10 protein-coding genes are annotated in these 12,194 nt (G+C 43.5%); 2 read left to right on the top strand and 8 right to left on the bottom strand.

The features are described 5' to 3' along the window. Positions 1 to 9 precede the first annotated feature (9 nt). Positions 10 to 156 carry a hypothetical protein gene (locus HNP76_RS07490; RefSeq protein WP_184659097.1) on the top strand — a complete coding sequence of 49 codons (147 nt, stop codon included), beginning with the start codon at positions 10 to 12 and terminating at the stop codon, positions 154 to 156. 10 nt (positions 157 to 166) lie between these two features. Here HNP76_RS07490 and HNP76_RS07485 read toward each other — a convergent pair whose 3' ends face one another. Continuing rightward, a complete protein-coding gene (locus HNP76_RS07485; RefSeq protein ID WP_184659095.1) occupies positions 167 to 487 on the bottom strand; it encodes a helix-turn-helix domain-containing protein in 321 nt (106 codons plus the stop codon). A gap of 146 nt (positions 488 to 633) precedes the next feature. On the opposite strand from HNP76_RS07485, the gene HNP76_RS07480 reads away from it, so the two are divergent. Further along, the gene (locus HNP76_RS07480; RefSeq protein ID WP_184659093.1) at positions 634 to 3,699 is read left to right on the top strand and encodes an N-6 DNA methylase; all 3,066 of its coding nucleotides are present in this window, start codon (positions 634 to 636) and stop codon (positions 3,697 to 3,699) included. A 3-nt stretch (positions 3,700 to 3,702) separates the two neighbouring features. Here HNP76_RS07480 and HNP76_RS07475 read toward each other — a convergent pair whose 3' ends face one another. The 7 genes from HNP76_RS07475 to HNP76_RS07445 all read right to left on the bottom strand — a co-directional run bounded on the left by HNP76_RS07475 (position 3,703) and on the right by HNP76_RS07445 (position 12,158). After that, positions 3,703 to 4,278: a CAP domain-containing protein gene (locus HNP76_RS07475; RefSeq protein WP_184659091.1), complete on the bottom strand. Its 576-nt coding sequence runs from the start codon at positions 4,276 to 4,278 to the stop codon at positions 3,703 to 3,705. Next, a complete protein-coding gene (locus HNP76_RS07470; protein WP_184659089.1) occupies positions 4,275 to 5,201 on the bottom strand; it encodes a serine aminopeptidase domain-containing protein in 927 nt (308 codons plus the stop codon). Before HNP76_RS07470 ends, HNP76_RS07475 begins: the two co-directional genes overlap by 4 nt. A gap of 86 nt (positions 5,202 to 5,287) precedes the next feature. Then, entirely contained in the window at positions 5,288 to 6,778 is a 1,491-nt protein-coding gene (glpK, locus tag HNP76_RS07465; RefSeq protein ID WP_184659087.1) for a glycerol kinase GlpK, read from the bottom strand. Between the two features lie 140 nt (positions 6,779 to 6,918). Next, positions 6,919 to 8,409: an Asp-tRNA(Asn)/Glu-tRNA(Gln) amidotransferase subunit GatA gene (gene gatA / locus HNP76_RS07460; protein ID WP_184659086.1), complete on the bottom strand. Its 1,491-nt coding sequence runs from the start codon at positions 8,407 to 8,409 to the stop codon at positions 6,919 to 6,921. 26 nt (positions 8,410 to 8,435) lie between these two features. Further along, complete coding sequence (gene gatC, locus HNP76_RS07455; RefSeq protein WP_184659084.1) at positions 8,436 to 8,744, bottom strand: Asp-tRNA(Asn)/Glu-tRNA(Gln) amidotransferase subunit GatC; 309 nt, start codon at positions 8,742 to 8,744, stop codon at positions 8,436 to 8,438. Positions 8,745 to 8,818: 74 nt separating this feature from the next. Then, a complete protein-coding gene (locus HNP76_RS07450) occupies positions 8,819 to 9,676 on the bottom strand; it encodes a hypothetical protein (RefSeq protein ID WP_184659082.1) in 858 nt (285 codons plus the stop codon). A 1-nt stretch (position 9,677) separates the two neighbouring features. After that, the gene (locus tag HNP76_RS07445; RefSeq protein WP_184659080.1) at positions 9,678 to 12,158 is read right to left on the bottom strand and encodes an ATP-dependent helicase; all 2,481 of its coding nucleotides are present in this window, start codon (positions 12,156 to 12,158) and stop codon (positions 9,678 to 9,680) included. Between the last annotated feature and the right edge of the window lie 36 nt (positions 12,159 to 12,194).

The raw sequence follows: 12,194 nt of genomic DNA, 5'->3' as shown, positions 1-12,194 counted from the left end.
AAATTTCAAATGGAAGTTGTAGTGGGTTTTGGGGATTTTTTTTACAAGCCGGGCGTTACCGCCGGCAAGCGGCGGTCAGGCTTTTCGGGGTTCCGCCATTCGGCTTCATTCCTTCGCTTCGCTCAGAAACGGCTTCGCCGCCCCTACAATCCTTAACGCAGTGAGTTCATTCAAACTCTTTCAAAACCTCATTAACATAATTTCGTACATCGCTTGCAATCGCTGATTTCAATTTCGCGGCATTTTCTTTATTCTCTTTAAAAGAATCACTTGCTGGCATAAATAATTTCACAACATCGATTTCTAAAGCATCAGTAATTTGGGAAAGAGTTTTCTCTTCTGGATAAGAATGAGCCAGTTCTATGCTTTTTATGGTTCCCTCAGACAAATTTGCTTTTTCTGCCAACTGAAACTGAGTGAGTTTTTTAGATTTGCGAATACTCCTTATATTTTCTGCAACTCGATTTCTTATCTCTAAATCCTGCATATTTTTTATTTTCATACAGAACAGAGAAAATCTACATACAAATCATATATACTAATTATAATAAAGTTAATACAATATATACTTGTAGGTACATTTTATTTATACTTTTTAAAATTAAGTAAATAAAAATTATACAAGGGTTTTATATGGCAAAGAAAGAAGTTCAGACAGATTTGTGGGTTCACGATTTATTGAAAGAAGCAGGTATAGAGCTGGACGCGCAGGGAAGTTCGATAAAAGAAATAGATGAAGCGTTAAAAACTGCAAGCAAGCGCGGAACTGGCAAAGTCGGATTTCCTGAGTATGTTGGTGTTGTAAAAGATTTTATTTTGGTAATTGAAGATAAGGCAAAACTCGAAAATCACGTAAAATATGATTCAAACAAACTCATTAGCCTTGAAACAAAAGACGTAACGGATTTTGCGGTGAACGGGGCACTGTTTTATGCAAAGCATTTGATTCAGAACACAACTTACAAAAAAGTTTATGCATTTGGTATTTCTGGAAATGCTAAAAATCACCGTATGACACCGCTTTTTATCGATGACCGGGAAAATTTGTTTGACAAGCTTGAAGATGTTGAATCTTTTATTTCGTTCAATGAAAAGAACATTGATGAGTATTATCTTCGCGATGTTTTGAATGAATCAAGTGATAAAGAAAAAGAACTGGAAGAGATTTTGGCGGACGCAAAAATTTTGCACGAGCATTTGCGAAACTACGGCAATATGAAAGACGAAGAAAAGCCGCTTGTGGTTTCAGGAATTCTGCTTGCTCTACGTGAACGCGATAACGGCAATTTCAGCATTGATTCTTTGAATGCGGATAATTTTGTAACAGACGGGCAGAAAATCTACAATGCGATTGAGTCAAGCTTTAAGAGAACGGATTTATCTCCTGTAACAAAAATAGACAAAATTCTTTCTCAATTTGCAATCATAAAAGACAGCACAAAATTGAATGAGAAAAACGCTACGCTAGGAGAAACACCATTGAAATTTTTTGCGAAATTTTTGGACGAGAAGCTTTATAAATCCATAAAGTTCACTCGTTCCGCAGAAGATTATCTTGGTCGCTTCTACGGTGAGTTTATGCGTTACTCTGGCGGCAGTGGTCAGACATTGGGAATCGTTTTGACTCCACGGCACATTACAGAACTTTTCTGCGACTTGCTAGATTTGAAGACAACGGACAGGATTTTTGACCCGTGCTGCGGAACTGGAGGTTTTCTGGTTGCGGCTCTTCACGCAATGCTTTCAAAATCCGAAAGCGATGCTGAAAAACAACACATCCGCAAAAATCAACTTTTTGGAATCGAGATTCGCCCTGATATGTTCACGGTTGCTACAACAAATATGATTTTGCGCGGCGATGGAAAAAGCAATCTGCATTGTGATGATTTTCTGATAAAAAATCCAAAACAACTTCAAACGGATTTTAGAGCGACCGTTGGAATGTTGAATCCTCCGTATTCGCAAGGAACAAAAAAAGACCCAAGCCTTTACGAAATCGCTTTTACGGAGCATTTGCTTGATTCGCTTTTGCCGAATTCAAGGTGTGCCGTAATTGTTCCACAAAGTTCAATGACAGGAAAATCAAAAGAAGAACAGCAGATAAAAGAGTCGATTTTGAAAAAGCACACGCTTGAAGGCACTATTATGCTTCAAAAAGATACTTTTTACGGAATCGGTGTAATTCCGTGCATTGCTGTTTTCACAGCAGGAGTTCCGCACGACAAAGAAAAAGTTTGCAAGTTCGTGAATTTTGAGGATGACGGATTCAAGGTTGCTCCGCACATTGGGCTTTTGGAAACTGAGAGTGCAAAGGACAAAAAGCAACACTTACTCGACGTGTGGTTTGACCGCATAGATGCTCCAACGAAGTTCTGCGTAAAAACGACGATTACCGCAGAAGATGAATGGTTGCACAGTTTTTATTATTTCAATGACGAGATTCCGACCGACAAGGATTTTGAAAAGACTGTGGGCGATTATCTTACTTTTGAATTTTCGATGATTATGCAGGGCAGAAAGTATCTGTTTGAGCAAAACGCTGATTCTGATGTAAAAAAAAACTTTAAATGTGAACTGAACAGCAGGGAATGGAGAGAGTTTTTTATTTCTGGAGAAGATGGCGTTTTCAAAATAGAAGCAACTTCGAGCGGAATAGATAAAAACAAACTGAATTCAGAGATTGGAGAAGTTCCATACATTACCAGAAGCGATATTTCAAATGGCTTAAATCTTTTTGTTTCAGATAATCAGAAAGAAGGCTTTGAAAAAGATTCTGGAAATTGTATTACAATCGGTTTGGATACGCAGACTGTATTTTATCAGCCTCACGAATTTTATACAGGTCAGAATATTCAAGTTCTGAACTATGAAAATTGCAAAAAGGAAAATGCTCTTTTTGTTACTAAGTTAATTCAATTGCAAATGGGGAAATTTAACTGGGGTGGCAATGGTGCAACTTTAGGCAGACTTTCCAGAACAAAAGTTCTTCTTCCTATAACATCAAATGGCGAAATCGACTATGATTTTATGGAAGAGTACATAAAAGAAGTTGAGGAACAGAAACTTGAGGAATACCGTGAGTTTGCCACAAAACGGCTGAATGAGTGCAAGACAAATTCGCAGTCGGTTGAACAGCTGGAAGAAAAAGAATGGAAACCGTTTGAGATTTCTGAAATTTTCAAAAAATTCGAGCAAGGAAAATCAAAAGGTCTTAATCACTTAGATGAAAATAATGGAACTCTACCATATCTTGGTGCGACTAACCGCAACAACGGAATCCTTACATTCATAAAAGATGCAAAAACGATGAAACAAAAAGGAAATTGCATCGGCTTTATCCGAAACGGACAAGGTTCTGTAGGTTATGCAATCTATAAAACCGAGGAATTTATATCTACTTCTGATAATACCTTTGCGTATGCTGATTGGCTAAACAAGTTTACGGGGCTATTTGTTGTTTCTTCTCAAGATTTGATTAGAAGCAAATACAGTTTCGGTTACAAACGCAATAATGAAAGACTTAAGAAAGATAATATTCTTCTCCCTGTTGATTCAGAAGACATGCCCGACTATGCGTATATGGAAAGCTACATCAAAAATCTAATGACACGCAAGTATTTAGAATATCTCGCTTTTAAGAAAAAGGTGGAATATAAACTCAATCCGAATTATGGGGCACTGAAAGTCGCGACTCCATAGATTTTATTTCGCCAGAATCATAGCCCAGTAATACTTGTAAGTGCTGTTCGCATCATAAGCATAAGCAATTCCGATTCTGGTGAAGTTTTTTCCGAGCATGTTCCGTCTGTGGCCTTGTCCGCTGTATTTTTTGTTATCTTCCTTCCATTGAAGAAAAGTTCTTTCACCTGATTTGTTACCGGCAGCAATGTTCTCTCCAACAGCTGAATATGAAATCGAAAGCTCGTTTAAGACGGTGAAACAGCTCGTTTCGTTCGGGCGAGTATGTGAAAATTTTGAGACAATCTCATTTGCGCGGATTTGGGCGGCCTTGCATAAGCCCTCGTCTAGCGTAAGCGTTCCGAGCTGTCCGACCAGATTCGTTTTCGTCGTATTATCTTCATTAAGGTAAAAAGCTTCGTTCCCTGTACGAAAAGAATTCGTTAGATTAAAAACATTCTTTACTTCTTCATCAATATTTGCGGTAATTTCGGTGATTTCCTTCCCGGTATCATTTTTTTCATCAGAATTATCCGAGCATCCAAAAAAGAAAACAGCCGACAAAATAAAAACTGTTAAAACAAAGAAAGATTTTTTCATTTCTCTATCCTCTCAACAAAATCCAGAATGTCCGAACGAACTTCTGCCGCACAATCATCGCACAAAATTTCATGCCGGAATCCTTTGTACAGTTTGTAAGTGCAGTCTGTCACGCCAGCCTTTTTATACTCGCCGCAGACTTTGGGAATATCCTCGCCACAATGCCCCACCGGATCGTCGCCGCCTGCAATCAGGAATATGGGGAGCGAGGCCGGTGTTTTTTCAAATGTGCGGGCTTTGTTTGCCTCACGGTTCACTTCCATGAGCATTTTATAACCGTCAAGACTGAATAAAAATCCGCAGTATGGACTTGCGATATAATTGTCAACATTTGTCTTGCTCACGGAAAGCCAGTCCAGCGGAGTTCGCGCAGGCTCAAATCTTTTGTTGTACGGACCAAAGCTGGATTTGTCGATGAATTTGCTCTTAAAATCTTTTCCTTTGAAAAGTCGCAGCACTTTGAGGATAAAAAGCCCCATCGGCACTTTCGGGTCTTTTGCACCGGTTCCGCACACGACAAGAGAATTGTAATCAGAACCGTATTTTGCCACCGTAAGGCGCACGACGAAACTTCCCATGCTGTGCCCGAAAAGATTGAGGGAAAGCGACGGATATTCGCCCTTTGCAATCAGGCTCATCTTGTGCGTGTCTTCAACAAGAGTTACCGACTGATTCGCATCAAGGAAAAGTCCGAGGTGCTCGACATCTTTTGCCGTGTTTCCGTGACCTACATGCTCGTGAATGTAGCAGACATATCCGTGGGCGCAGAGAAGTTCCGCAAGCTCATCATACCGCCCGGCATATTCTGCCATTCCGTGAACCATCTGAAAAATTGCCTTGGGAGCTGTCTCCGGTGTGTATTTAAAATAGCAGATTCGGTCTGAGCCGTTCGTGCTGTCAAAATATAGTTTTTCCTTTTTCATGTTTTCTTCCATTAAAATTCCGTGTTATCGGCTTTACATGGAGGCAAAGAATGTTCGGTTTTATGCCTCTTTTATAATCTTAAATTCTAGTGTTCAACCCAGTCCCTGCATCGGGAAACGGCCTTTTTCCACCCTTGAAGCAGAGTTTCGCGTTTTTTCTCTTCCATTTCGGGATTCAAAACGGTTACATTCCGCTTTAACGCACGGATGTCATCGAGGTTTTTGAAGAGCCCGATTGCAAGGCCCGCAAGCTGTGCGATTCCAAGCGAAGTGATTTCCTTCATCTCAGGCCGACGCACAGGAATCTGAAGGATGTCGCTTTGGAACTGCATGAGGAAATTGTTCCCGCTCGCTCCGCCGTCAACATTAAGTTCCGTAAGCTGGATATCCGTGTCTTTCTGCATGCAGTCAACCAAATCATGAGTCTGAAAAGCAATGCTTTCAAGTGCCGCACGGATTATGTGCGCACTTTTTGTTCCTCGCGTAATTCCCATGATGCAGCCGCGGGCGTACATGTCCCAGTAAGGCGCGCCCATGCCGGTAAAAGCAGGAACTACATAAACTCCGCCGGTATCATTCACCTGACAGGCGTGCTGCTCGGATTCGGCACTGCTGTCAAAAAAACGGAGCTCGTCTTTCATCCACTGGACTACAGAGCCGCCCGAAAAAATACTTCCTTCAAGGACATACTGCACGCAATTCTCTTTTGTGCTTGCCGCAATCGAGGTAAGAAGGTTGTTTTTGCTTCGGCACGGCTTGCTTCCAGTGTTCATCATTAAAAAACAGCCTGTACCGTAAGTGTTTTTTGCCTGCCCCTTTTCAAAGCACCCCTGACCGAAAAGACTTGCCTGCTGGTCGCCGGCCACAGCTGCAATCGGCACGGCATTATTCAAAATGTCGGCATTTCCAAAAACATGGCTCGATGGATGGACTTCAGGCAGCATGCTTTCAGGAATATCGAGGATTTCAAGGATTTTTTTGTCCCACTGCAGCGTATTGATGTTGAACATCATCGTGCGGGAAGCGTTCGAATAATCGGTAGCGTGGATTTTGCCCTGAGAAAGCTTCCACATGAGCCAGGTGTCCACCGTACCGAAAAGAATTTCACCGCGACGACACCTCTCCCGCAATCCACCGACATTATCAAGAATCCATTTTACTTTTGTTGCAGAAAAATAAGCGTCGATCAAAAGCCCGGTCGCTTCTTTTATATAATCTTCCCAGCCGTCTTTTTTAAGCTGTTCGCAGATTTCAGCCGTACGTCTGCACTGCCAGACAATCGCATTATAGACAGGCTTTCCAGTCGACTTGTCCCAGAGAATCGTCGTCTCTCGCTGGTTGGTGATTCCTATCGCCGCAATTTCATCAATCGAAATGTTGTTTTTCGTGAGGGCTTCGACCATGACACCGTACTGAGTCGCGTATATTTCCATCGGGTCATGCTCAACCCAGCCTTCCTTGGGATAAATCTGAGGGAGTTCATGCTGGGCCATCCCTACAATCTGCTGATTCTTATCAAAAACAATGGCGCGTGAAGAAGTGGTGCCCTGATCCAGAGAAATGATGTATTTTTTCATTAATTAAAATTATAAGGTGAGAAAATTTTGCCGTCAATAAAAAAAATCCCGCGCGGCAATGCACGGGATTTCAAAGGGAAAAAGCAACCTTTAGAAAAAAGGTTTCTTTTTCCCTTGAACTCTTTTTTTTCCAAAGTTTTTTATTTTACCGGCACTCCGCAGCCTTTGTGATCTTCTTCCCAAGCCTGGGCAAGCTGCAGGATTTTTGCTTCGCTGAACATTTTGCCAGCGAACTGGATTCCGACCGGCATTCCGTCTTTGTTTGAGCCGGCAGGAACTGAAATTGAAGGAATTCGAGCAAGGTTTACGAATACTGTGTAAAGGTCGCTCAAATACATTGCAAGCGGATCATCGTATTTTTCACCGAGCTTGAATGCAGGTGTCGGACAAACAGGACAAAGGATGATGTCGTAGTTTTCGAACAGAGCCGCAACTTCTCGCTGGATTCGGGCACGAACGCTCATGCCTTTTTTGTATGTGTCGCCAGAGAACTGCTCAGAAAGAACGTAGTTTCCGATGATGATTCGGCGCTTTACTTCCGGGCCAAAACCTTCGCTTCGGCTGTCAACATAAAGCTTGTCGTAGCCTTCACCATTGTCAACGCGGCGGCCATAGCGGATTCCGTCGAAGCGGCTCAGGTTTGAAGCGGCCTCAGAAAGTGCGATTACATAGTAAGCGGCGATTGAAGCGTCAAGGATTGGAAGGTCAACGACTTCGAGTTTTGCCCCCTTGCCTGTAAACCATGCTTTTGTATCCTCGAAGACCTTTTTAACATCGGCATCAAGGCCTTTTGCTTCCTCGAACTGCTTTGGAACTGCAATTTTGAGTGAAGAAAAATCTTTGTAAGCGGAAAGATTTGCAAGCTTGTCTGAGTCCGGCAAATCAGCGCTTGTATCGTCGTAGAAGTCAACTCCGCTCATGAGGCTGAGAGGAAGGGCAATGTCCTCTGGTGTGTGGCCGAGGATTCCGACCTGGTCCAAAGAAGAACCGTAAGCTACAACGCCCCATCGTGAAAGAACGCCGTAGGTCGGTTTTAGTCCGTAAATGCCGCAGTAGCTTGCAGGAAGTCGGACAGAACCACCAGTTTCAGTACCAAGGGCAAAAAGAGCCTGATTTGCGGCAACGGCAGCAGTTGAACCGCCAGAAGAACCGCCTGAAACATAGTCGCGGTTAATCGGGTTGCGTGTCGGGCCGTAAACAGAATATTCTGTAGAAGAACCCATTGCGAATTCGTCCTGATTGCAGCGGCCGAGCGGAATAGCGCCCTTTTCTGCAAGGCGGGCAATTACTGTTGCGCTATAAGGAGCGACATAGCCCTCAAGGATTTTGCTTGAACAGGTGAGTTTGTGGCCTTTGCAGGAAATATTGTCTTTGTTTGCAAAAGGAATGCCCAAAAGAGGCTTTTTCTCAAAAAGTGCATCGATTGTTCCGTCTTTTTTGGCAGCGGCAATCTCAGCATCACAAGCCTTTGCAAGCTCAATCGCATCATCATAAATTTCAAGGAAAGCATTGAGCGGCTTTTCTGATTTCTGGTCAGCAGCGAAAGTGTCGATTGACTGCTGAACTAATTTTTCACTGGTAGTTTCGCCCGATTTCAACGCGGCGACAGTTTCTTTTATTGTGTAGTACATAATTTCCTCATTCCTAACTTATAAGTTTAAGCCCCTTCGCCCAAAACTTTTGGAACCTGGAAGTAGCCGTCCATGAATTTGTCGGTGACTTTTTTGACATCCGGGATATCCAGGCCCGCTACAATTTCGTCCTCGCGAAGTTTTTCGGCCTCAGTTGAAGGATATGCGTCGTAAGGATTTTCTGAGTCATCGTATTTTGAAAGAATGTCGAAGTAGCCGACAATTTCGTCCACTTGCTTTTTAAGAGTAGCCATGTCAGTGCTTGAAGGTGACAGGCGTGAAAGATACAAGAGATTTTCAAGAGTTGTCTCGTCAACAGATTTATGTGTAGCCATAAAGATAATTATATTGAAAAAATGAGCAATGAGCAATGTGCAAGCAGAATTTTTTCCAAAACAGGATGGTTTAATTATTTGTCGTCATCGTCTTTTTCTTCTTCGCTCATTTCCTCGTCTACGCCGGAACGGTTTCGCAGGTACTGAAAATATGAGAAGCCTTTTTTGTTGCAACGGGCGATTAAGTCCAGGTCTTTTCGTCCCAAATCAAGGGCTATGGCCTTTTCAAGATATTCACTGGCAAGATTGTATTTTTTGTTCTCGAAATGAATCTGAGACATGGCAATGTAAACAAGATATTTTTCTCCGGGAATTACAACGCACTTTTCTGCATTCTCAAAATGACGCAGGGCCTTTCCCTTGCCGCCGCCAAAGAGGGACGGAGCATAGAAGCACCAGTTTCCGAGACAGACATGGGAAATCGCACGATTTTTGTTGACCAAAAGGGCTTTTTCATAAAAACCCTTGACCCTCATTCCGTATAAAAAAGTTGCGGCCACAGAGCGGGTCATATAATAGGCGGTGACATCCCCGGAAAGCTGGTACATCCATTCACAAATCTGCTCTTTTTTGCGCGCATCAATGCAGGCAAAATTATTTTTCATCAGGCGCTTCATTTCAGCACGAAGTTCCTTTTGGTTTCCGCTGGCATTCAGGGCATGCTCGTAATATTCGGCAAAGTAAAGGCTTTCAAGAAGACATTTCTCCTGCTCAAAATCCTTTGCGTGCAGGGGAAGTTCAGCAAGGGCCGCTTTTTTAAGATTATCGATTTCTTTGTAGGCGGCCTCATGCTCCACACTTTTGAGGGTAACACGGTAAGTTACAAAATCCTCAACCTTCTGCCGGGTGTAGGAAGAAATCACATCCTCAGCCGAAATAAATCCACACAAAAGAGAAAAAATCAAAATAAAAGAAAAAAAGCATCTTTTCATATTACTCCCTCACTATCATCAGCTGGCTTTCCTGATACTTTGGAATGAAGCGCTTGACTCCGCTGTTTTCAAAACTGACCGTAATTGCGTACTCCCCTTCCTCGTTGGTCTGGGAATTTGCAATGATGCCGTAGCCGTAATCGTCGTGAAAGACTTTTGCTCCGCGGCAATATTTTCTTTTGATCGGGTCGGCTTCAACATCAGGATGGCTCAGGCCACGCTCCCCGTAATCTCCGCCGTGAAATGAACTTCCCCGGTAGCGTGAAGGGAGCTGACCGATTGCCTTTACGCCCTCGCGCCCCATTTCAAGCAGGAAGGGACTGCATTTCATGTACTCGATATGTCCGTACATTCGGCGCACGGCACAGCTGGTAAGATAAAGCTCGTTCTTTGCCCGGGTAATTCCGACATAGCAAAGACGGCGCTCTTCCTCCATTTCTTCCTCGTCGTCTCCGTTCCGCGGGAAAACGCCCTCCTCCATGCCTGTCATGACGACCCGGTTGAATTCCAGGCCCTTCGTGTTGTGGAGGGTAATCAAAGTGACTGCATCTTCTGCGATATCCTCGTCCTCATTTGAAAGGGTGCGGTCAAGCTGAATGTTGTCGAGAAAATCCAAAAGTCCCTGGCGTGCAAGAGGATAAGGAACAGCAGAGTTTGCAAGCTCCTGAATGTTCTCCACGCGGAAAGTGTGCTCGTCCTTGTCCCGCTCCTCATAATACTGGGCAAGGCCTGATTTTTTCGCGATTTTTTCGATAAGCTCAGCCAGAGTTTTGCGGCTTTCTCTTTTTTTAAGCTCATTGCTTGATTCTCCTTCAACAAGCTGGCTTGCAAGCTCGCCGCCAGCCGTTGTGTCCTCGGTGAACATGGAATCAATCTCGTCAAAAATCTCAATGAACTTAGAAAGCTCGCCCCTCACCTTTGCAGAAAAGCCCTTCATTTTGTAGCGGCAGGCTGCGATTATGTCATTAGCCTCAAAATTCTGCTTAATTTCGCCGCTTTCTTCTATTAATTGGTGCTCAGTCTGAGAAGCAAGCACTATCGCGTCCTGAGTCTTGTTTCCGATTCCACGCGCCGGTTTGTTTATGATTCGGTGGAAGGCGATTTCATTTTTATGGTTGGCAACAAGCTCAAGCCATGCAATCAAATCCTTAACTTCCTCGCGCTCAAAGAATTTCAGCGAGCCGACGATGACATAAGGAATCTTTTTTTCAATAAAAATTCCTTCGAACTCTCTAGACTGTGCATTTGTACGATAAACGATAGCCCAGTCACTGTAAGGCGTTCCCTTTTCATGTGTTAAAGTAATCAAGTCCTTACAGAATACCGCCTCATCTCCGTAATAGAAACTTAAACGTAAATTTTCAGCTTCATTTTCTCGTCCAGCTTTTTTAAGCCTTTCAACTTCATATTCAAGCTGAGAACGAGACCATGCGAATTTACTATTCGACATAAACGCCAGCACAGGAGTTTTCCCGCTGCCCCGCTCAGCACGAAGGGTCTTTCCAAGGCGTCCGTGATTGTTCTTAATCACATTGTCTGCAAGGGAAAGAATTTCCTGAGTCGAACGGTAATTGCTTTCCAGGCGGACTATTTTAGTTCCTTCAAAAATCTTGGGGAAATTGAGGATATTCTGGATTTCAGCTCCACGGAATTTGTAAATCGACTGGTCATCATCACCGACTACACAGACGTAAGTGCCGCTGCCCTCATTCAGGCCGGAAAGGGCCTCGAGCAGCTTGAACTGAGCCACATTCGAGTCCTGATACTCATCGACCATAATCACGCGGAAACGGCGGTACATTTTTTCTCGAAGGGCGGCATTTTCCTCAAGGGCAAGATATGGAAGCAAAATCAAATCACCGAAATCAACATTTCCGGTCGCCCTGAGCCTTTTTTCGTAAGCCTCATACATCTGAGGAAAGTCACTCGGATTCAAAAAAGCCTCACGAGTAAGGAGCTCCGGGCTGTCTGGCTTGAGGCAGTAATCTTTTGCAAGCGCGATTTTTCTTGCATACTGGGCCGCCTCTTTTTTGGTGAGTTTTGGCTCGACCTTCTGAATCAAAGAAACGACATCATCGTCGTCATAAACGGTAAAGTTCGGATCAACACCGGCTTCCTCGGCATAAACGCGAAGAAACCATGCTCCAAAGGAATGGAATGTGCGGATTTGAGCTTCTGCAGCCCTGGGTTCAAGGCCAACCGCACGCTCATGCATTTCATTTGCAGCCTTTTTGGTAAAGGTAACGGCCAGAATCGAATAAGGATTTACGTTCTTTTCACCGATGAGATAGGCAATTTTAGTTGTAATTACGCGGGTTTTACCGGAACCGGCTCCCGCCAGAATCAAAAGCGGGCTTCCCTCATGAACGACAGCCTCATGCTGCTGGGGATTCAGAACTGAAAGATATTCCTTAGCCCGGTCAGAAAGCTGGCCCGTCTGAGAAGAATTTATGCCAGAAAGAATGTCGTCTTCAAGTGACATAAGCCTATTATAACAAAAAAGCCCCTGGAATTCCAC

The organism is Treponema ruminis, from assembly GCF_014201975.1.
GTDB lineage: Bacteria > Spirochaetota > Spirochaetia > Treponematales > Treponemataceae > Treponema_D > Treponema_D ruminis.
This window is presented reverse-complemented; position numbering and strand designations above follow the sequence as displayed.

What these genes read in the sequence shown, in the direction of transcription:
- HNP76_RS07490 (WP_184659097.1), top strand. Translation starts at nt 10, where the DNA reads ATGGAAGTTGTAGTGGGTTTTGGGGATTTTTTTTACAAGCCGGGCGTT.
- HNP76_RS07485 (WP_184659095.1), bottom strand. Translation starts at nt 487, where the DNA reads ATGCAGGATTTAGAGATAAGAAATCGAGTTGCAGAAAATATAAGGAGT.
- HNP76_RS07480 (WP_184659093.1), top strand. Translation starts at nt 634, where the DNA reads ATGGCAAAGAAAGAAGTTCAGACAGATTTGTGGGTTCACGATTTATTG.
- HNP76_RS07475 (WP_184659091.1), bottom strand. Translation starts at nt 4,278, where the DNA reads ATGAAAAAATCTTTCTTTGTTTTAACAGTTTTTATTTTGTCGGCTGTT.
- HNP76_RS07470 (WP_184659089.1), bottom strand. Translation starts at nt 5,201, where the DNA reads ATGAAAAAGGAAAAACTATATTTTGACAGCACGAACGGCTCAGACCGA.
- glpK (WP_184659087.1), bottom strand. Translation starts at nt 6,778, where the DNA reads ATGAAAAAATACATCATTTCTCTGGATCAGGGCACCACTTCTTCACGC.
- gatA (WP_184659086.1), bottom strand. Translation starts at nt 8,409, where the DNA reads ATGTACTACACAATAAAAGAAACTGTCGCCGCGTTGAAATCGGGCGAA.
- gatC (WP_184659084.1), bottom strand. Translation starts at nt 8,744, where the DNA reads ATGGCTACACATAAATCTGTTGACGAGACAACTCTTGAAAATCTCTTG.
- HNP76_RS07450 (WP_184659082.1), bottom strand. Translation starts at nt 9,676, where the DNA reads ATGAAAAGATGCTTTTTTTCTTTTATTTTGATTTTTTCTCTTTTGTGT.
- HNP76_RS07445 (WP_184659080.1), bottom strand. Translation starts at nt 12,158, where the DNA reads ATGTCACTTGAAGACGACATTCTTTCTGGCATAAATTCTTCTCAGACG.